Origin of the sequence: Bradyrhizobium barranii subsp. apii (assembly GCF_011516635.5) — a bacterium.
GTDB classification, from domain to species: domain Bacteria; phylum Pseudomonadota; class Alphaproteobacteria; order Rhizobiales; family Xanthobacteraceae; genus Bradyrhizobium; species Bradyrhizobium barranii.
Genome location: NZ_CP096255.1, coordinates 9,362,492 through 9,383,202, shown reverse-complemented (window position 1 = coordinate 9,383,202; position 20,711 = coordinate 9,362,492). Strand labels below are relative to the sequence as shown.

Below are 20,711 nucleotides of genomic sequence, written 5' to 3'. Positions count from 1 at the left end.
CTATCGGATTGCACGTCTCTCCACCATACTGTGTATGTGAAGGACAGGACTTGGCGGCAATCAAATACCTGAACGTGACCGCTGACGATTTTCACTGAGAAGAAGGACGATGTGTCATCCTCGTAGCCGATGCATATCTCCGAGGTCCCAGGGCTCAATATCCAACGCGATTTCGCCCCGTGGTGACATAGGTTCGGTAACAAACCGCTGACGTGGCATTCACTGTCGTAGTCGTATCCGTCCACTTGTTTTCCGCATACGGCGACACTAATCTCGTTGCGCTTTTTGGTTTCGCGTTCGTACACGCTGAGGACTTCGCAGCGGCGATGGTAAGCGAACGCGACCGCAGCTGACGCCACCCGGACATGCTGTTTCATATCACCTACCTAATGCCGGACGGACGAAGGGCGGGATGCGCCGAGTGCGCCCCCGTGTCGTCAATGGCCGGCAACGATCGCCGAGGGTAAGGGAGTCCAAATAAAAGACGCCGCTCCTCTTCGTCCTAACTCCCCACCGCGGGTTCTTTCTTTAGGCCCTCAAGGGTGACGACCCGGATTCTGATCGCCGAATCACTGCGCTTTAGCTCACTCGCGATCTCTTGCGCAGCTCGCGCGGCTTCCCGCAGTTCGAATACCCGCTGGTCGTCCAGCTTAGTCCATCGGGTAAATCGCTTACCTAGCAACCCCACCTAAAAGCAGTCATTTATCTGGGTTCTCCCCGACTAAATTCGTGTCCTACCGCTGTGCGACGTCAGTGCTTTGCCTGACAAGCTCGCGAACTCTTACGCGATAAGGTCTCGTCTGAGAATGCTAACCCGTTTGTTCGGTGCTCGGCGCAACGCATTGCCCTCATCTGTCGTCATCCTGCCAGCGGACCGCTCGGACACACAATCCATCATGACCCGTTGAATCTGGACCAGTTTCATACTTTCGATCTGGGCAATGCGCTTCTTAACTTCGGCGTGCAAGCAGGCAGTCTTTCTAGACATCGTCAGATCCTGATGCTCCACGGAGTCCAGCCCGAAAGGCTAACCACGTTTGACGGTACAGCATCAACATTGGATCGGGCTCCTACCTTTTCTGGGGGGCCCGTCGCTCCCTGGCCACTCATCCTCTATTCATCCTCGGGGCGGCCCGGGCTAAAGAAGGGCACTGCCCGTCGTCACCCAGCGCTCAATCTAGCGGATTGCGGTCGAGGCGCCGAGACCGAGCACCCGCGCCGTTTCCGTCTGCTCTCGCCGTCTTCGACTAGCGCGACCGCCCGCGCCCTGAGATCCTTCGAGTACCCCTTCGCCATCGCGACCTCGCCATTGCTTGTCAAAGCAACCCGAATCTGATTAGCGCGCCTCAGGGACCGCCCTTATTTGTTCCGATTCACATCAACCGAAAACCGCTCTAGCCTGAAGGAGATCGAGCTTAGCGCGCCCGTACATCTGCCGTTTGACCAGCTTGAGTTTCCTGAGCTTCCACTTGGCCATTGGACCATGGTTGCGTGTGAACTTCCTCCGAATGAGTGTACACCTGTAGTAGGCTCAATGAGGGGGATGTCCCGATCGCTGTTGAACTACGTCGGGTCGACGTTGCCGGAATGAATATTACGCAGCCCTCGTGACGTGGGCAACGGACTTGATTGTCATGCGATCGTGGTGAGCTTGAAGGGCCGCACGCAGAACCGACAATTGCTTATGCGCCTTCAATCGTCGGAAGCCCTTGTTGGCCTCGATCATACCGGCCGCGACCCATCGCAAGGCCATACCGGCATCCCGCCAGCGTTTAACGTTGCGCGTGACGCGGCGAATGGTGCCCATCATGTTCTCGGCGATATTGGTACAGGCGAGCGATCGGCGAAGCTCCTTCGGCAACTTCAACCGGACGACAGTCAGGATTTCGTCGAGGCCTTCGAGGATACTGGCCGCAACGCCGGGCCATTGCTGGTCGAGTCGACGCGCGAGATTGCGGATCAATTTTTCAGCCTTGTCGGCGTCATCGAGCTCCCAGGCCTGGCGCAGCACCCGGCGGGTGGCCGCATGATGCTCTTTCGGCAGGCGTTCCATGATGTTGCGCGCCTTGTGGATCTGGCAGCGCTGGATCGCAGCGGCCGAACCGAAGGTGCGGCGGATCGCCTTCGACAACGCCTTCGCGCCGTCGGCGATGAACAGTCTTGGCACCGTCGGGTCGAGCCCGCGCGAGACCAGGTTGTCCAGCAGGGCCTGAACCGTTGCTGCATTCTCGGTCGCCCCTTCCACCAGCGCCAGCGGATGCTTGTTGCCTTCGCCGTCAACCCCGATCGCGGCCACCAGCACGAGATCGTCGTCGAGATGCAGCCCGTCGATTTGGACCACCAGAAGGTCGAGCGCGGACAGATCGGCAGCCATGAAGTCGGCCAGCCGCGCCGCCGACAGAGCCACGAACCTCCGCGAGGCCGCCGACTTCGAAATCCCCGATCCGGGCGGTGCCGGCACGTCACCCTCGGGCAGCCGGACGGCGCGGCCGAACCGGCGCGTCGACACATTGATCAGCATCAGGTTCATCGCCCAGCGACCGAGCCAGTCCTCCTGCGCCGCCGTTTCCCAGCTCGGGATCGTGACCTCGCGGCCGTCCATGCCCCGGACCCGCGGGCGATCGACCTCGATCTTGCCGCCGTGGAAACCGATCCGCCCCCGCGTTCGGCCCCAACGGTGCGCCCGCCGCGCCGCATCACGACCGTGGCGCGGCCCGCAGGCCGCTGTCACATCCGCCTCCATCATCGTGCCGAGCGCCTCGATTCCTGCCGCAAGGCAGAACCGATCGAAGCTCGCTCGCACTTCCGCAAATGATTTCTCCACAGCCCCGGTCGCCGGCCAACCAGCCGGTGTGATATCTCTCGTCATGGCGTTGCTCTCCTTTGTGGAATCAGCACCCCGAGCCTACCGGCTCAAGGTGGGCAACGCCGACCTCTTCAGAAATTCAACAGAACCCGGGACATCCCCCTCAATGAGCCCGGAGGTGTCGAATGTAACCTCAACGTCGGTCGTTTACCGAGGATTACAAGCGCCAGGCGGTCGAACTGGTGGTGTCGAGCGGTCGCTCGATCGGGTCGGTTTCCAAAGAGCTGGGTCTGCGCAACTCGGTGCTGCGGCGCTGGGTAGATAAGCTCCGGCAGGAGCCGGCATCGGCGGCGTGGCGCCCCACCACGCAGGCGACGCCGATGTCGGCGGACCAGGCTTCAGAGATCGCCCGGTTGCGTCAGGAGAACGAACGGCTGCGCATGGAGCGCGACATTTTAAAAAAGTCGATCGCGATCTTTGCCGGAACCCGGACATGAGCTTTCGCTTCATCGAGGACCACCGCGAGACCTATCCGATACGCTTGATGTGTGCCGTGCTCGAGGTCTCGCCGGCGGGCTATTACGCATGGCGCGAGCGCCCGGTGAGCGCGCGTGCGGGCTCCAATTCCACGCTCCTGGCCGAGATCCGGCAGGTCCATCACGACAGCGGTCAGCGCTATGGCAGCCCGCGGGTCTATGCCGCTCTGCGGACCCAGGGACGGGGCGCCAGCCGCGGCCGGATCGAACGGCTGATGCGTCTGATATGGCATTCGAGCGCTCATGGCGCGACCCCGTCGGGTTCGCACCACCGACAGTCGTCACGATCTGCCGATCGCGCCGAACCTGATCGCGCGTGACTTTACCGCCGCAGCGCCAAACCGGGTCTGGCTCGCCGATATCAACTACATCCCGACCGCGGAGGGCTGGTTATACCTGGCGGCCGTCATGGACATGTTCAGCCGAAAGATCGTCGGGTGGGCGATGCGGGATCACATGCAGGTCGAACTGCCATCCGCGGCTCTGGCAATGGCCATCAAGCAGCAACGCCCGCAGCACGGGTTGATCCACCACTCCGATCGCGGAGTGCAGTATGCCTCACGCGCCCATCGCGACGCTTTCACGGGCGCCGGCATCACCGCATCGATGAGCCGCAATGCATATTTCAGTGATCGTGAGCAGCGATTTCGCGCGATCATGAGCGCCGAATTCAGACGATCGTGAGCAGCCTCGCTCCGGCCGAGGCGGTGATAGGGTCAGCGTTCTGGCTGCTCGTCAAGGGTGATGGTTTTGGCGTTGCGTTTTCGCATGCTTTCGCCAGCAAGCTGGAGGCGGTGAGCGTTGTGGACGAGGCGATCCAGAATCGCGTCGCCTAGCGTGGGATCTCCGATAACTTCGTGCCATGTGTCCACAGGGAGTTGGCTGGTTACGATGGTGGAGGAGCGGCCATGGCGATCGTCAAGGATTTCCAGTAGATCGCGCCGCTCGGCAGCGGTGAGCACCGACAATCCCCAATCATCCAAAATCAGAACCTGGGCGCGGCCAAGGGTTTTGAGCAAGCGGGCATAACGTCCATCGCCCCGCGCGAGCCCCAACGCTTCGAACAATCTTGGGACGCGGTGATAGAGGACCGAGCGATTATCTCGGCAGGCCTTGTGGCCGAGGGCACAGGCTAACCAACTTTTGCCCAATCCGGTCGCCCCGGTTATGAGCAAATTCTCGTGGCGATCGATCCAGTCGCCGCTGGCGAGCTTGGCGAAGACGGCCCGGTCGATACCCCGCGGCGTGCGCAAATCGACGTCCTCCACGCAGGCATTCTGGCGGAGCGAGGCCAGCTTGAGGCGCGTGGTGAGCCGCCTGGTGTCGCGTTCCGCCGCTTCCCGGTCGACCAGCAGGCCGATGCGATCTTCGAACGGCAAGGCTTCGAGATCAGGCGATCGTCGCTGCTCCTCGAAGGCCTTGGCCATGCCGCTCAAGCCGAGCTCGATCAGGCGTTCGTGGGTGGGATGGTTGAGCATACAGGTCTCCTTGGCTTCAGTGAAAATAATCGCGGCCGCGGATGTTGCCGTGGCGCAGGGGTTGGTGTTCGGAGGGCTCGTCGAGAAAGGTACGATCCAGACCGTTCTGGAGGATGGAGCGGATCGAGGCGACGGATCGCGCCTTGATCAGAATGCCGCGCCGGCAGGCCGCTTCGACGCGCTCCGCGCTGTAGCTTTTGACCAGTGACAGAATGCCGAGGCAGGTGCGAAAGCCTTGCTCGGGATGCGGCCGGGCCGCGATCACGGCCTGGAAGAAGGCGGCGGTCGACGGACCGATCCGCTCGCCGGCGACGATCACTCCGGCGGGCGTCCATTGACCGTAGCGCCGATGGGCGCTGGGCATATGGTCGGCGATGGTGGTGTGGCCCCGCCGGTTGGGCGCGCGGGCGTGGCTGGCGATCCTGCGGCCGTTGTGGAAGATCTCGACCGTTCTGTCATCGATGCGTGCGTCGACAAGCTCACGGATGAGCCGATACGGCGCGGAATACCAGTGTCCATCGATCTCGATATGATAGTCGGGGCCGATCCGGCATCGCTTCCAGCGTGCGAAAGCGTAAGCCTGGTCCGGCAGCTTTGTAAGCTTGGGCTTGTCGAGCTCGGCGAACAGTTCGGCGCGACTGGCGCCAAAGTCGCGCATCTGCCTTGCATTGAGTTCGACGACGAGTGTTTTGATGGCTGCGTTCAGCTCCGCCAACGAAAAGAAGCGTTGGTTGCGCAGCCGCGCCAGAATCCATCGCTGGGCGACTTGCACCGCAACTTCGACCTTTGCCTTATCTTTTGGGCGCCGCGGCCGGGCTGCGAGAATGGCCGTGCCGTAATGGCTCGCCATCTCGGCATAGGTTCGGTTGAGGCCGGGATCGTGGCGGTCGGGATTGGTGACGGCGGCCTTGAGATTGTCGCAGACTACGAATGTCGGCACGCCGCCGAGGAAGGCGAAAAGATTGATGTGGACCCGGATCCAGTCGGCGAGCCCCTCGCTTGGACAGGCCTCGGCATAGGTATAGTTGGAGGCGCCCATCGCCGCGACGAACAGCTTCATCGACTGCACTTCCCCGTTTGAGGGATCGATGACGTCGATGGTGTCGCCGGCGAAATCCACGAAAACCTTCTCGCCGCCCAGATGCGTCTGCCGCATCGAAGGCCGGGCTCGCCCCTTCCAGGCCTCGTACGTCGTGCAGAACCAGGTGTAGCCGAAGCCATCGGGATGGGTGGCGCGATACTCGTCCCACAGCAGCCGACGGGTCACGTTGCGTCGGCGCAGCTCCTTGTCGACATAGCCCCAGTCGGGAACGGCCCGCTGGGGGCTCTGCGACGCAGGCCTCGGCGCCGGGAAAAGCAGCAGCTCCAGGTCCTCGTCGCTCATTCCGGCCGGCAACGGCCAGTTCAGCCCGGCAGCCCCGGCTCGGCGTAGATAGCTGTGCACGGCGCCGTTGCTGATGCCCAAGGTGCGCGCGATGGCTCGCTCCGGCAAGCCTTGAACATGTTTTAAGCGGAGAACCTCTTTGATCCGGCGCATCGACAATCTCTGGGTGGGCATCGGCCTTCCTCGTTCACTGACGAGGCAGTTCCTAAGCCGGTTGAGTTGTCGGCCGAAGCGGGCTGAGTTGCTGAAAAGCTGCTCACGATCCCGCGAAATCCGTGCTCACGATCGTCTGAAATCTCTGCTCACGATCCCCTGAAATCCGTGCTCACGATCCCGCGAAACATGCAAGGGTTCTGTGAGGTCGCGCTCACGCGAGGGCGCGGCAGGCGCTTATGACGCGACCTCATTGAAGCCGGATTGAACGAAGCCGCTGCCGCGGCGTAGGGGGCAAGGTGGCATAGATCGCCTCCTGGCTGAGAGGATGTGGGTGTTGGAGCCCACCCCCTCAGACAGGAGTATCGAGATGGCCGATTTGAGCCCTCTTCGCCGCCGCATGATCGAAGACATGACCGTCCGCAATCTGTCGCCGGCGACGCAAAGATCCTACATCAGCGCGGTTTCGAAGTTCAGCCGCTATTTTGGCCGATCGCCTGACCGGTTAGAGCTGGAAGACGTCCGCGCCTTCCAGGTGCATTTGGTCTCGACCGGCATCTCATGGCCGGCGCTGAACCAGATCGTCTGTGCGCTACGGTTTTTCTACGGCGTCACGCTCGGCGAGGCGCTCATCCCAGAGCGCATTCCCTATGCGCGAGAACCGCGCAAGCTGCCGGTCGTTCTCAGCGCCGACGAAGTGGTTCAGTTTCTTGAAGCGGTATCGAGCCTGAAGAGCCGCGCCGCGCTCACCACCGCCTATGCGGCCGGGCTCAGGGCCTCGGAGGTTGCGGGACTGCGGATCGAAGACATCGACAGCGCCCGCGGCGTCATCCAGGTGCGCCACGGCAAGGGCGCGAAGGATCGCAACGTGATGCTGTCGCCCCAGCTGCTGGGCATCCTGCGCACCTACTGGCGGCTCGCCCGGCCGCGGCTTTATCTGTTCCCTGGTCGTGACGAAGATCATCCGATCGATCAGACCGTGCTGCATGCCGCCTGCCGGTCGGCGGTGAAGGCTGCGGGCCTGACCAAGCGCGTCACGCTGCACACGCTGCGCCACAGCTTCGCGACACATCTTCTCGAGAACGGAACCGATATCCGGATCATCCAGGTCTTGCTCGGGCACAATAATTTGTCGTCGACAGCGCGCTACACGCAGGTCGCCACCGATACGATCCGAGCGACGCAGAGCCCGCTCGATCGCCTGTCGCTGGAGGTGACGCCACCTGGATGACCCGCAGCGGGATGCGGGTCATGACCCGCTCCGACATCCGCTCCAACAGGCCCGCCATCGAGATTGCCGATATTCTGCGCCGGCATGGCGACGCCTATCGCCGTGTACATGCCGGTCATCTGGGGCGGGTCGAGCGGCGCGTGATGAGCGCGATCGTTGCGTGCCGGACCGAGGCGCTCGGCGGCCACATGCAGGCTTGCGACGACTGCGGCACGACACGCGTTGCCTATAATTCCTGCCGCAATCGGCACTGTCCGAAGTGTCAGGGGAGAGCCCGAGCCGCGTGGCTCGCCGCGCGTCAAGCCGACCTGCTTCCGGTTCCCTATTTCCACGTCGTCTTTACACTTCCCGCACCGATCGCCGCGATCGCTTTCCAGAACAAGGCCGTCGTCTATGCCATCCTGTTCAAGGCTGCCGCCGAGGCGATGACGACGCTCGCCGCCAATCCACGCCGGCTCGGCGGTGCGATCGGCGGCGTCGCCGTCCTCCACACCTGGGGACAGACGCTGATGCATCATCCCCACGTCCATTGCGTCGTTCCGGGTGGCGGCCTCTCGCCCGATGGCGCGCGCTGGACCGCTTGCCGACCGAACTTCTTCCTGGCCGTCAAACCGTTGTCCAGACTATTTCGCACACTTTTTCTCAAACGTCTGTCGGCAGCCTTCAACTCCGGTGCCTTGCGTTTCTTCGGCGATCTCGGAGCTCTGGCCGAGCCGGCTGCCTTTGCGGCCCACCTCGACGCCATGCGACGCATCAACTGGGTTGTTTACGCCAAGCGGCCCTTCGGCGGACCCGCACAGGTCCTGGCCTATCTCGGCCGCTACACCCATCGCGTCGCGATCGCCAACAGCCGGCTCGTCGCACTCGACGACGATCATGTCGCCTTCTCATGGAAGGACTATCGCCAAAACAGCGCGACAAAGATCATGAATCTCAAGCCCGATGAGTTCATTCGCCGTTTCCTGCTTCATACGCCGCCTGACGGCTTCCACCGCATCCGCCACTTCGGCTTCATGGCCAACCGCCATCGCGCTGCCAAGCTCGCCCTTTGCCGCGAACTTCTCGATCATGAGCGAACAGCCCCAAACGATGGCCAGCCGTCGCCTGTGGATTCGGAGGCTCAAACCTGGGCCGAGGTTCCTGCCTGTCCCGATTGTGGTGGCGTCATGCGCATCATTGAGCGCTTTCGACATAGCTTCAGACGCCCCAGCCCTCGAACATCACCGTTCCGATGCGACACATCGTGAGCCAAGTCATGTCGTGCACGACGATCATCATTCGTCATTTCGCTCCCAGCGTCTCGATCATCGCGGACGATGTCGAATCCGTGCTGTCACACTGCGCGACAACAACCGTCCGATGCAGCAAAAGGCCTATCGCGATCTCAGGCGAAGCGCGTCTGATCTCAACTCTTCCAGGATGCGCACTCCTGTGTCTCTGCCTCACGCGCCGAGCCAGCAGATCGGGCATGGCGATCTCGAACAATCCCCATAGCTGCAAAACCGCGAATAGCCTCCCGCGCCTTCGTTCAATCCGGCTTCAATGAGGTCGCGTCATAAGCGCCTGCCGCGCCCTCGCGTGAGCGCGACCTCACAGAACCCTCCAGATTCCATCTGGAATTGGACTGTGATTCAAGCTTCTCAGCGGAAGGGAGGCTTGAATGGCAAAGCAGGTCTACTGGCTCAGCGATGCGGAATGGCGGCGGATTGAGCCGTTGTTGCCACGAGGGCGCAAGGGAGCGCATCGGGTCGATGATAGACGCGTGATCAGCGGCATTGTGCACATGCTGAAATCTGGTTCGCGCTGGCGCGATTGCCCGGAAGTCTACGGCCCCTACACGACGGTCTACAACCGCTTCAACCGCTGGAACCGACAGGGGATTTGGACGGATATTTTTTACGCCCTGACCGGATCGACCGGCATGTACGGATCGATGTCGGTGGATTCCAGTTACATCAAAGCCCATCGCTCCGCGGCCGGCGCAAAAGGGGGGCCTTCAACAACGCGATCGGCCGCTCGCGCGGCGGGCAGACCACCAAAATCCACGCGCTGACCGACGATATCGGCCGTCCGCTTGCCTTCCTGATCACCCCCGGCAACACCCACGACCTGGTCGGTGCACGCGGTTTGATCGGCATGGTTCGTACCCCGCGCCGTCTGCTGGCTGATCGAGCCTACGACGCCAGAAGCCTGCGCGACGAACTAGCCGCACGCCGCATCAAGGCCGTGATCCCGCCAAATCCGACCCGCAAGCATCCGCATCGCTACGATAAGGTCGCCTACAAAGGCCGCAACGTCATCGAGCGGATGTTCTGCCGTCTCGAGGACTTCCGCCGCATCGCAACCCGATACGACAAGCGCGCAGACATCTTCCTGTCTGCAATCCTGCTGGCCGCCGCGATCACTTGGTGGATCAATTGAGTCCGGATCCTAGAGCAGCTGTAAGCGAGCTTTCCGGCGCCAAGGACCACAGCGCGTATTGCACGCGTCGCAACACAACGCTCAGAGCCAAAGCCGGTGCTTGGAATCCATTGATGCTGTATGGACACTGACAGGCCGGGCGCCGAGGCGATGTCGGATCCGCAACAACCACGAACCTAGTATTCTCAGATCCGTAGGCTAGATCGAGCTGATGGCACGGTCGTTGCAAAACCCTCACGCAACATTTGCCTCTGTACAGCAGACTGAATGGTTCCCGCCAGGATCATGAGCGAGACGGCAGGACTGAAAAACCGCGAGAAAGAAACTAACCAACGGAGACGATCGTGCGACCAACTGCATCCGGCGGGGAAAAACGACCCTTTTTACCGATCTCACGTCTTCCTATCTGCGGTGTTGATCGGATCGAACGCCGATGCTTCAGCCCGTCTTCGCATTGGAGCAATTAGAGCAAGGTTGACCGGGTGACAAAACTGGCGAGGCTCAAGGAACTACGCGACATGATGCAGCTGCTTTGGCAGTTGTTCGAATCAGTGCAGCAGCTTCCTAGAGGCCCAGAGCATGCAGCAACCGTTCAGACGCTTAAACAGTATGAGCGCCGGCTGATGGAGCTGATTCAAGCATCTGAAACGGCTCGCGCGGCTATCCGGGACGTCACTCACCGCGCCGATATATCAAAATAGCGATTATCGGCAACTCAGCAATTATCACGGGAGTCTTATGCATCTCCCGTCCGTAAGCCCGTGCAACGGCAACAACCGAGAACGTCAAAGGACATGCCGCGAGCGAGGCAACGAGCCCGCTTGCCCGATCGATCGCTGTTACACAACAATGTGCTACATAAATCTGGGGCAAGCTCTTTCACCGACGAACGGGCTGCCGGATATGGCAGCTAGAATTGCGTATTTTTCAGCAATACGTCACCCTCCACTTCGCGGGGATAATGAGCCGCCACTTCGAATGATGGTAATAGGTCGAGAATGGCTTGCAGGGACAGCTGCCCCTCGTAGAGCTCGCGATCGCTATATTCCGTGTAGATGAAGCGCGTGTTGCTTAACGTCTGCACGCCACCGGCGATGACATCGGCCTCGGCTCCTTGAACGTCCATCCAGATGAAATCGACCGTGTTCAGTCCAGCTTCGCTGCACCAATCGTCGAGCCGTCGAGTTTCAACCGAGAAGGGACCGTCGAAGCGAACCCAATCATACTCGGTAAGATGGTTCTTCGGGCGGCGTATTGAGCCAGAGAGGTCCCATTCCTTTGCATCTCCATCTGCATTGCTTGGATGGAAGTCGATCGTCCCGTTTCGTTCGCTGATCGCAATTTCAAGCAGCTTCACCTTATCGAGATTTGGACCGAGCTTCTTCTTGAAACGCGCGATCGCTCGGGGGTCCGGCTCAAAGCAGTAAAGCTGAGCTTGTGGGCACAGGGTAAGAAAATGTGCCGTATCGGTTCCGTCATTGCAGCCGATATCCAAGATCACTGGATTGGACATCCCAAGAAGTGACAGAATATGCTGATGTACGTCCACAGAAGACACGGGTTGTTTTTCCATTGGAACTCCGTTGACACTTTGTCCTAGACGCGCAATCACACGTCCGACATCCCAGCACAACGTATATCAACGTATATAATTCATATGCCGGCGCGCGAGCGGTCGCGGATGGCGCTCTCTTTCGCTCGAGCGTGGCGAGGGATGATGCTGCCGCCACTGCCGGCTTGTCTTGCGAAGCGGGCCGCGGCGTGCTCTCGATGGCGCCATCTGGAATGCGATCTTCGCGGTAACATAGGTGATTTGCGAGTGGCCCTTTGACCACTGCATCGCGATCTGGCTTCGCAAGGCGATAAAGACCCGCGCCGAACGGATTGTGGTCTGATTGTCACCAGTCTTGGTACCACCTTCGGGCACCAGGTACCGGGAGCGGCCACGGGCGACTGCGCCCGCTCCAGGAAAGGCTACTGATCGACGTTCACTCCGCATAGATGATAATTGTGATGAACTGAACGAGCGCCGGCCTCCGTTCGAACGGTATCGGGCGATCACCAGCATGCGATCGAAAAAATTGGCAAGGTAAAGCCTGCCTTGACCCTATCCATAACCACCATGGTTTCGAAGCGCTCTATGTCCGGATCTTCATGAGAGAGGCGGCGGGTAAATTTCTCTTACTCCTCCAGATTATCTGCGGTAACGAGCAGGACGAAGTGGGGCTGACCGGTGACATAGAATCCGCTCATCACCTCAGTCATTTTTGCAGATTGCGCGCTTGAAGCGATCAACGATGTCGGCTCAATTCCGGTGAAGTGAGACGAGAACCGAGCTATCGCTGAAAGTTGGTGACGGCGGGAATCGGGAAGGCGGCATATCGTGGGGGTGCTTGACGCCTCCACTTCTCCACCGAAGGAGCGATATGCCGTGTCCAAAGATAACATCATCAAGTTGATTCAGCCAGGAAACGTCGACGATCAACTCACCGAAATCTTGCGCAATGGGGCGCGTGCTCTGTTGGCCCAGGCGGTCGAGGCCGAGGTCGCGGACTTTCTCGGCAAGCATGCCGATTTGAGGACTGCGGACGGCCACCAGCGCTCGTGCGCCACGGTCACCTGCCGGAACGCGAGGTGATGGATGGTATCGGTCCGGTCGGCGTCCGCCAGCCGCGTGTACGCGATCGCGAGGCGGAGGCTACCGATCCCGACCGCATCCGGTTCTCTCCGTCGATCCTGCCGCCCTACATGCGCCGCTCGAAATCGATCGAGACGCTGCTGCCGATCCTTTACCTGAAGGGTATCTCCACCGGCGACTTCTCCGAGGCTCTGGCGGCGCTGCTCGGCAAGGATGCTGCCGGGTTGTCGGCATCCGCCATCGGCCGTCTGAAGGACGGTTGGCTTGACGAACACACCGCGTGGCAGAGGCGCGATCTGTCGGCGAAGCGCTACGTCTACATCTGGGCCGATGGCATCCATCTCCAAGCACGCCTCGAAGACGAAAAGCAGTGCATCCTGGTGCTGATCGGCGCGACGCCGGAAGGCCGCAAGGAACTGGTCGGCTTCACCGATGGCGCCCGCGAGAGCGCGCAGGACTGGCGCGATCTGCTGCTCGACCTGAAGCGGCGCGGGCTCGGCGTGCCGCCGCGGCTCACCATCGCCGACGGCGCGCTCGGGTTCTGGAAGGCCGCCGGCGAGGTCTGGCCGAAAACGCGCGGGCAGCGCTGCTGGGTACACAAGACCGCCAACGTGATCGCCAAGTTGCCGAAGAGCCAGCAGCCTAAAGCCAAACGCGCGTTGCAGGAGAGCTGGATGGCCGAAACCAAGGCCGCCGCCGAGCTGGCGTTCGACGCCTTCATCGAGAGCTATACGCCCAAATACGAGAAGGCGGCCGACTGCCTGAGCAAGGATCGGGACACGCTACTGGCGTTCTACGACTTCCCGGCCGAACACTGGAAACACCTGCGGACCACCAATCCCATTGAAAGCACCTTCGCTACCGTGCGCCACCGCACGATCCGATCGAAGGGCTGCCTGTCCAACAGAACGGCGCTCGCGATGGTCTTCAAACTGCTTGAGGCCGCGCAGAAAAGCCGGCGTCGTCTCGATGGTCACAACCAGTTGCCAAAACTCGTTCTCGGTGTGACATTCAACGACGGGATCGAGGTCATCGCCAAACCGACTGACCGTCAGCCCATAACCGCCGCCGCCTGACCGGCCGCGCCGTCACCACAATTTGGCGATAGCTCACGAGAACCAGCAGGGTCACGTTTCGTCCGATTGCTTTCGGAGAAATGATTGAGACGTCCGCTTCGATTCCGCGCAGTGCTCGCAGGCGCTTCAGTCGGCGCTGAACGCCAGAGGCCGACAACCCGACCTTCGCGCCGAGTATTTCACTGCTCAGACGGTTGTTTCTTTGCAGTAAGTCAAGAAGGCGGGCATCCGTTCTGTCAAGTTTCATGGTTCTGGCGGGATCAACGGGCGAGCAGGTTTTTCCACGACCAAACCCGGCCCCTCGCTTGAGCCCTGCCCTTCCAATACGTAATCAGATCGTTCAAGCGGGGAGCGGTAGGGCGTCAGACCAGCTCGGCTCGCACGCCCGATCGCTTTGTTGATTCTCGAGCGACGAGCTTGCTCAGCCAGCTACGGTCGGCTTGCCGGCGGGCGCGCAGGCGATCGAGGCACTTCCTTGGACAAAGAGAGGTCCGCCATGAGTAGTACCGGACCAGTCCGAACTGACCATTACAGACGGCGCATCGTTTGACGATGCTAATTCCGAGAGTTTCAGAGCAGTAGCGCATTGTTGTCTCTTCGTGCCTTGCCCGGCTGATCTCCCTTCACACCCATTGCGTACACGATGCGCTCTATCGCAGACCTTTTCACCGCAGCGCCGGCTTAGACATCGCGAGACCAAAATGCTGCGATGACCAAGCTTCGGACGCGCCGCACCTTGCTTCAATACATCAGTTGACCGATTTTGCGAAGCCAGTAGCAGCGCCGCACAGACGGACTGCGCTAGCGAACAGCTTGTCTCGCCCAATGCGCGCGTGTAACGCCCGCTCTATTCGCTTGGCGAGGACGTCGTCGAACAGCTGGTGGGCTAGTGGAAAAGCCCCTCTCGGACAACCGACCTAACCTTTGACGGCCCCGAGCAGTCCAATAGCCGGCGCGAACGAATATTAACTGTCGTAAGCTGGCTAAAACAACGAGCCGCCAGGAGCGCTGAGAGCAACAAGGCGGCGCGACAGCCGCCCAAAACGCAACCTAACATCGACCGAGCGTGACCGGCGGGCTTCTTCCGCAGTGATATCTTAAGGGGGGAATCGGTGAGAGCACTTTTAGAGAGCTCGGTGATCGTTCCGTGGGATGCGGCATCCGTCGATCCACGGGCGTAACTGATTGATAGGACCTTGGTGCAGTGTTCCGCTTTTACTTTGAGTGCTTGGGATCCGCTATCGCAGACTCATCTGCATCAGACGCTCGCAAGTGACGGTTACTCCGAGAAGCTGCTCGATCACATCAATGATGATTTCGTCAAAGACAATCCTGCCTTCACCATTGCGCATCAGGATGATCCGCGCTCGCTCAGGTGGCGCGATTGTGAGCGAGACTGGACCCTTTGGTTTCCCGAGACTCTGACGGCGCGCGAATTTCTCATTCCATCGGGCCTCCACGAGGGCTCGACGATGTGCTTGCGGTTGTCGGACTGCCGCTACGTCGGTGCTTTCCAATGAAGTGGACTACGTCAGCGGGGGCAACGGATGAGCCCAAGGACATCACTCAGCGATTTCGTCCCATTCTGGCCGAGCTCTGCGACCGGCTGAGAACGCCCCCTCTACTCGCAGAAGGCGTGGCTCCTAACTCGTTTGCGTTGGTGATTTCTTCAAGTGGCGCCGCTTTCAACTTGCTGGCACGTGCAGCGGGTCGAGAGCTGGGCGACGGGGGTGCAAACTGCTCGCGGAAATGCTTAGGCCCTGGACCCCGCGACGCTTCCTGTGGAGCGATGACAGCGGCCAATGCCATCACGTCTCAACCTTGCCAGCATACCATGGTCGTGGTCACCGAGGAGCAGATTTCGTGGCCATACGATCTCTCGCTCAGAGAGATCCAAGTGTTACATCTGGTTGCAACCGGCGCGTCAAACCCGCAAATCGCACAGCAGCTGTTCGTCTCGCCGCGCACGGACCGATCGTCAGATCGAGCGCGCCTGAAACGCATTTTGCCGACTGCATCGCCCGCTTGCAAATAGGGGGCCGACTGAAGTGGAACACTGCCGAGCAAATATTCCATCATGCGCTTGTCATTACGGTGCGCTTTGTCGGTTACCCACAACAACGCACCTTTCTGGCCGTCTTCGAGATACGCGCCACTTCCATCGAAGTAGGGATCGCCGGCGTAGTATTCCAGGAAGCCGGCGAAATGGCGTAAGTAGCGCTCCGGTTCTGGATATAGCCATCTTAGCAGCAGGCAGGTCGTAAAGGCTGTCGTCAGAACGGCAATGACCTTCGGACGGTCGGCAGGGCCGACGATCTTGATAGACCCGTTCTCTTTTGACGCGGACTGCATGATTGCTCCTTCCAAATCCGTCCAAGCGGTTTCGATGCCAAAGCCCAACAGCGCAGAGCCGCGGAGAAGCCGCGGATCACGAGGGTTGGCACTCGAGTGCACTGCCAATCGTGAGCCTGCATGCATCGGACTCCTCTGACCAGCCTGACTTGCCGCGACCCAAGCCTGCATGATTTAGGCCAAGGCGTGACGATCGATGCTGGTGCTTTGACGAGATGCAATGTCACTTTCACGACAGCTTGACGGGCTGAGTACGCCAGCGCGTTTGCTTCCGGACGAACATACGCGCAAGTGTACGATTTAGCAGAACTGCAGGCAGGATCAATCAGCTCATCTTTGGCCTGCCTCTTGCTATAACGGCGCTGTTCGCAATGTGCCTATCTCCAACCCGTTCAAATGCTCAGGAGGCCTGCATGAATTTCCGTCCGCTTCACGATCGCGTCGTGGTCAAACGCATCGACGCAGAAGAGAAGACCGCTGGCGGTATCATCATTCCCGACACAGCCAAGGAAAAGCCCTCGCAAGGCGAAGTTATCGCCGTTGGCCCGGGTGGCCGTGACGAGACCGGCAAGCTGATCCCGATCGACGTGCAGGTCGGCGACCGCGTGCTGTTCGGCAAGTGGTCGGGCACCGAGGTCAAGATCGACAGCCAAGAGCTATTGATCATGAAGGAAAGCGATGTCATGGGCGTTCTTACCGACGTGTTCTCAAGAAAGAAGGCCGCCTAGTTCGTCGTTCACACTGCTTATCCCCGAAGAGTGCCGGCCGGGCGCCCCGAAGGTCGAAATACAACTGAAGGAATCATTATGTCAGCCAAAGAGGTCAAATTCGGCGTAGAAGCGCGCGATCGCATGCTTCGGGGTATCGATATCCTCGCGAACGCCGTTCAGGTCACGCTCGGTCCGAAGGGCCGCAACGTGGTGCTCGACAAATCGTTCGGCGCTCCGCGCATCACCAAGGATGGGGTCGCGGTCGTCAAGGAGGTGGAGCTGGAGGAAAAGTTCGAGAATATGGGCGCCCAGATGGTGCGCGAGGTCGCCGCCAAAGCCGCTGACGCGGCCGGAGATGGCACCACGACCGCGACCGTGCTTGCGGCTGCCATCGTGCGTGAAGGCGCCAAGTCGGTTGCGGCCGGCATGAACCCGATGGATCTGAAGCGCGGTATCGACCTCGCGGTCGAAGCCGTCGTTGCGGACCTCCAGAAGAACTCGAAGAAGGTCACCTCGAACGAGGAGATCGCCCAGGTCGGCACCATTTCGGCCAACGGCGATGCCGAGATCGGCAAGTTCCTCGCCGACGCCATGAAGAAGGTCGGCAACGAGGGCGTGATCACGGTCGAGGAAGCCAAGTCGCTCGAGACCGAGCTCGACGTCGTCGAGGGCATGCAGTTTGATCGCGGCTACATCTCGCCCTACTTCGTCACCAACGCCGACAAGATGCGCGTTGAGATGGACGACGCCTACATCCTCATCAACGAGAAGAAGCTCTCCTCGCTGAACGAGCTGCTGCCGCTGCTCGAGGCCGTGGTGCAGACCGGCAAGCCGCTGGTGATCGTCGCTGAAGACGTCGAAGGCGAAGCCCTCGCCACCCTCGTCGTCAACCGCCTGCGTGGCGGCCTGAAGGTCGCGGCCGTCAAGGCTCCGGGCTTCGGCGATCGCCGCAAGGCCATGCTGCAGGACATCGCGATCCTGACCGGCGGCCAGGCCATCTCGGAAGACCTCGGCATCAAGCTCGAGAACGTCACGCTGCAGATGCTCGGTCGCGCCAAGAAGATGATGATCGACAAGGAAAACACCACGATCGTCAACGGCGCCGGCAAGAAGGCCGACATCGACGCCCGCGTTGCCCAGATCAAGGCGCAGATCGAGGAGACCACCTCGGACTACGACCGTGAGAAGCTGCAGGAGCGTCTCGCCAAGCTCGCAGGCGGCGTCGCGGTGATCCGCGTCGGCGGCGCGACTGAGGTCGAGGTGAAGGAGCGCAAGGATCGCGTTGATGACGCGATGCATGCGACCCGTGCGGCCGTCGAGGAAGGTATTTTGCCTGGCGGGGGCGTCGCCCTGCTCCGAGCGTCCGGGCAACTCAAGGGCCTGAGCACCAAGAACGACGACCAGAAGACCGGCGTCGAGATCGTGCGCAAGGCGCTGTCCTGGCCTGCCCGCCAGATCGCGATCAATGCTGGCGAAGACGGCTCGGTCGTGGTCGGCAAAGTGCTTGAGAAGGATCAATATTCTTTCGGCTTCGATGCGCAGACCGGCGAATACAGCAATCTTGTCTCCAAGGGCATCATCGACCCGACCAAGGTCGTGCGCATCGCAGTTCAGAACGCCGCCTCGGTTGCTGCACTCCTGATTACCACGGAAGCGATGGTCGCCGAGCTGCCGAAGAAGGCTGCGGCCGGGCCCGCAATGCCCCCGGGCGGGGGCATGGGCGGCATGGACTTCTGATCCAGCCTCTCTCGGCAGCCATGACTGGCAGAACCCTGGCAGCAATGCCGGGGTTCTTGCGCCTTCGGTCGGGCTTGCAATGATCCTCAGCCCTTGCGAGGCTTCGAACTGGATCGGCAGCTTGCGCCGAGATACTCAAGATCAATTGGGGACGCTTTTGAGTCGCTGCGCGATCCGACGCGGGTCGTGCACAGCCTTGTCGATATGTTCCGCGCGCGCATGTTCGCGATCTGCTGCGGCTACGAGGACGCCGACGACCTCGATCATCTGCGGTCCGATCCCGCATTCAAGCTGGCCTGCGGACGGCTGCCGGACACGGGTCGCGATCTGTGTTCCCAACCGACGCTGTCGCGGCTGGAGAATGCTCCGCGCCTTCGACGCATGGATGGATAGCTACCCGCGCGAGCCGGCATCCGTCACGCTCGACATCGATGATACCTGCGATGTCGTCCACGGCCATCAGCAGCTCTCGCTGTTCAACGCTCATTATGACGAACGCTGCTTCCTGCCGATCTACGTCTACGACACGGAGAAGAGCCGGCCCGTGGCGGCCGTGCTGCGGCCCGGCAAGACGCCGGGCGGCGTCGAGGTGCGTGCCCATCTGCGCCGCCTGATACGGCATATCCGGACGCGGTGGCACAACACGCGAATTACGTTCCGTGGCGACGGGCGCTATGCCCGGCCGGAGGCAATGGCGTGGTGCGAGACCAACGGCATCGACTACATCTTCGGTCTGTCCGGCACCAAGCCGCTCGCCAGAAAAGTCGACGAGGCCGCCGACGGCATCCGCACGCGATGCACCATCGAGAACCTGCCGGTTCTGCGTGGCTATACCGAGACGCGCCACAAGGCAAAGTCCTGGGATCGCGAACGACGTACCGTCGCCCGTATTGAGGCGACGATGCTCGGCCTCGACATCCGTTTCGTCGTCACCAGCCTCGATGTCGGCTCGGCCGAGTGGATCTACGACAGCCTGTATTGCGCGCGCGGCCAAGCCGAGAATCTGATCAAGCTGCATAAGACGCAGCTCGCCTCCGATCGCACCAGCTGCCGTTCGGCGCTCGCCAATCAAGTCCGCCTCGTTCTCGACACCGCCGCTTATTGGCTGATGCTGACCGTGCGCGACGCGATTCCCAAAGTCCGGGAATTGGCCACAGCCGAGTTCGCGACGCTGCGTCTTCGTCTCTTGAAACTCGCTGCCCGTGTCGTCGAGACCACGAGCCGCATTCGCCTTGCGTTTGCCGCGGCATGTCCCGAAGCCGACCTGATCCGCGGCTTGCCAGGCGCGCTGCTGCCGCTCGGTCCTTGACCGGCGAGGCGTCCGCCCCCGTTCGCCCAACCTACACCTCAAGCGCGTTGCAAAGTGCCGGTCGTCAGGCGGTGAAAGGCCGAAGGCAATCCCGCGCGCCTCGTCAGAGCAGATGTGCGGCCACATCAATCGGACCAAAAAAAACGCACTCTGACGAATAAGACGGGTTAGGTCGTGTGGACACTTACCGCATCCAAAGAACGATGGCTGCGAGAGTGACGACGGCTAGGTAATCTCGGGCGGTCTTTTCGAAGCGGGTTGCGACGCGGCGGAACTGCTTGAGCTTTGAGAAGCAGCATTCGAAGAGGTGCTTGTCCAGCGGGTATTTGAGTGCGCGTGACGGGTTGTTGGGGATGACGGCGAGCGCGCCCTTGGCGGCGATGGCTTGGCGCAAATGATCGGCGTCATAGGCCGTGTCGGCCATGACGACCTCGGCAGGTAGTCCCTCGATCAATGCGGCAGCTTGCGGTGCATCGCCCTTCTGGCCTGCGGTCAGCGCGAACCGTACGGGACATCCCAAGCCACGAACGGCCATATGTAACTTGGTGCTCAGCCCCCCCGCGCGAGCGGCCGATCGCCTGATCTTCAGACCCCCTTTTTTGGCCCCGGCGGCGTGCTGATGCGCCCGGACGATGGTTGAATCGACGATCAGCCCTTGATGCTCCATCGACTGAAGCGCCGGAACACGCTGTTCCAATCCCCGAACGCCTCCGGGAGATCACGCCAGGGAGAGCCCGTGCGAACAATCCAAAGTACACCTTCCACGAACATCCGATTGTCGCGCCAAGTGGAGCCCTTCTGGTCGGGGCGACCTATAATCAGCGGCGCCATTCGCTCCCAAGCCGCGTCGCTCAATACCAAGCGGTCCATCACACCCAAG

Annotated in this window: 16 protein-coding genes and 3 pseudogenes; 13 read left to right on the top strand and 6 right to left on the bottom strand. The window is 61.0% G+C overall.

From position 1 onward, the window contains the following. Window positions 1-1,594: 1,594 nt before the first annotated feature. Window positions 1,595-2,869, bottom strand: a complete 1,275-nt coding sequence (locus tag HAP41_RS44755) for an IS256 family transposase (protein WP_166064748.1) — start codon at window positions 2,867-2,869, stop codon at window positions 1,595-1,597. Between the two features lie 182 nt (window positions 2,870-3,051). Here HAP41_RS44755 and HAP41_RS44750 point away from each other — a divergent pair, with 182 nt between their 5' ends. The 3 genes from HAP41_RS44750 to HAP41_RS44740 are packed head-to-tail and all read left to right on the top strand — an operon-like array spanning window position 3,052 to window position 4,026. Further along, complete coding sequence (locus tag HAP41_RS44750) at window positions 3,052-3,303, top strand: transposase (RefSeq protein ID WP_224580976.1); 252 nt, start codon at window positions 3,052-3,054, stop codon at window positions 3,301-3,303. After that, window positions 3,300-3,662, top strand: a complete 363-nt coding sequence (locus tag HAP41_RS44745; protein ID WP_166072022.1) for an IS3 family transposase — start codon at window positions 3,300-3,302, stop codon at window positions 3,660-3,662. Before HAP41_RS44750 ends, HAP41_RS44745 begins: the two co-directional genes overlap by 4 nt. Beyond that, a complete protein-coding gene (locus HAP41_RS44740; protein ID WP_166072083.1) occupies window positions 3,586-4,026 on the top strand; it encodes a DDE-type integrase/transposase/recombinase in 441 nt (146 codons plus the stop codon). The genes HAP41_RS44745 and HAP41_RS44740 overlap by 77 nt, the downstream gene beginning before the upstream one ends. Before the next feature lie 32 nt (window positions 4,027-4,058). On the opposite strand, the gene istB is transcribed toward HAP41_RS44740, so the two are convergent. After that, window positions 4,059-4,820, bottom strand: a complete 762-nt coding sequence (gene istB, locus HAP41_RS44735) for an IS21-like element helper ATPase IstB (protein WP_166063422.1) — start codon at window positions 4,818-4,820, stop codon at window positions 4,059-4,061. Between the two features lie 16 nt (window positions 4,821-4,836). Then, on the bottom strand, window positions 4,837-6,378 hold the full coding sequence (gene istA / locus HAP41_RS44730; protein WP_166065845.1) for an IS21 family transposase: 1,542 nt from the start codon (window positions 6,376-6,378) through the stop codon (window positions 4,837-4,839). Window positions 6,379-6,727: 349 nt separating this feature from the next. Between istA and HAP41_RS44725 the strand changes: the two genes are divergently transcribed. From HAP41_RS44725 to HAP41_RS44710, 4 genes are all read left to right on the top strand, one after another. After that, window positions 6,728-7,588: a tyrosine-type recombinase/integrase gene (locus HAP41_RS44725; RefSeq protein ID WP_029085027.1), complete on the top strand. Its 861-nt coding sequence runs from the start codon at window positions 6,728-6,730 to the stop codon at window positions 7,586-7,588. Between the two features lie 20 nt (window positions 7,589-7,608). Next, the gene (locus tag HAP41_RS44720; protein WP_166053869.1) at window positions 7,609-8,835 is read left to right on the top strand and encodes an IS91 family transposase; all 1,227 of its coding nucleotides are present in this window, start codon (window positions 7,609-7,611) and stop codon (window positions 8,833-8,835) included. 413 nt (window positions 8,836-9,248) lie between these two features. After that, window positions 9,249-10,009, top strand: a protein-coding gene (locus tag HAP41_RS44715; protein ID WP_224580569.1) for an IS5 family transposase whose coding sequence is annotated in 2 segments (ribosomal slippage) — window positions 9,249-9,575 and window positions 9,578-10,009 — 759 coding nt in all. Because the reading frame shifts where the segments join, the coding sequence is not laid out codon by codon here. 518 nt (window positions 10,010-10,527) lie between these two features. Next, window positions 10,528-10,710, top strand: coding sequence for a hypothetical protein (locus tag HAP41_RS44710; RefSeq protein WP_166072233.1), 183 nt, complete (start codon window positions 10,528-10,530; stop codon window positions 10,708-10,710). Window positions 10,711-10,919: 209 nt separating this feature from the next. Here HAP41_RS44710 and HAP41_RS44705 read toward each other — a convergent pair whose 3' ends face one another. Then, complete coding sequence (locus HAP41_RS44705) at window positions 10,920-11,567, bottom strand: FkbM family methyltransferase (protein WP_166105386.1); 648 nt, start codon at window positions 11,565-11,567, stop codon at window positions 10,920-10,922. A gap of 873 nt (window positions 11,568-12,440) precedes the next feature. Between HAP41_RS44705 and HAP41_RS44695 the strand changes: the two are divergent. Then, window positions 12,441-13,723, top strand: a pseudogene (locus tag HAP41_RS44695) (IS256 family transposase). Here HAP41_RS44695 and HAP41_RS44690 read toward each other — a convergent pair. Continuing rightward, complete coding sequence (locus HAP41_RS44690; protein ID WP_166072244.1) at window positions 13,677-13,970, bottom strand: AsnC family transcriptional regulator; 294 nt, start codon at window positions 13,968-13,970, stop codon at window positions 13,677-13,679. The pseudogene HAP41_RS44695 and the gene HAP41_RS44690 sit on opposite strands and share 47 nt — an antisense overlap. A gap of 949 nt (window positions 13,971-14,919) precedes the next feature. Here HAP41_RS44690 and HAP41_RS44685 point away from each other — a divergent pair. The 5 genes and pseudogenes from HAP41_RS44685 to HAP41_RS44665 form a co-directional block, all read left to right on the top strand. Continuing rightward, a complete protein-coding gene (locus HAP41_RS44685; protein WP_166072267.1) occupies window positions 14,920-15,243 on the top strand; it encodes a hypothetical protein in 324 nt (107 codons plus the stop codon). Next, window positions 15,240-15,758, top strand: coding sequence for a helix-turn-helix transcriptional regulator (locus tag HAP41_RS50865; protein WP_166072295.1), 519 nt, complete (start codon window positions 15,240-15,242; stop codon window positions 15,756-15,758). The genes HAP41_RS44685 and HAP41_RS50865 overlap by 4 nt, the downstream gene beginning before the upstream one ends. 730 nt (window positions 15,759-16,488) lie before the next feature. Further along, the gene (locus HAP41_RS44675; RefSeq protein ID WP_166072319.1) at window positions 16,489-16,803 is read left to right on the top strand and encodes a co-chaperone GroES; all 315 of its coding nucleotides are present in this window, start codon (window positions 16,489-16,491) and stop codon (window positions 16,801-16,803) included. A 78-nt stretch (window positions 16,804-16,881) separates the two neighbouring features. Continuing rightward, the gene (gene groL / locus HAP41_RS44670; protein ID WP_166072356.1) at window positions 16,882-18,522 is read left to right on the top strand and encodes a chaperonin GroEL; all 1,641 of its coding nucleotides are present in this window, start codon (window positions 16,882-16,884) and stop codon (window positions 18,520-18,522) included. Window positions 18,523-18,684: 162 nt separating this feature from the next. Continuing rightward, window positions 18,685-19,831: pseudogene (locus HAP41_RS44665) on the top strand (IS1380 family transposase); the annotation flags it as partial. Window positions 19,832-20,015: 184 nt separating this feature from the next. Here HAP41_RS44665 and HAP41_RS44660 read toward each other — a convergent pair. Continuing rightward, window positions 20,016-20,710 (bottom strand): annotated as a pseudogene (locus HAP41_RS44660) (IS5 family transposase). Between the last annotated feature and the right edge of the window lies 1 nt (window position 20,711).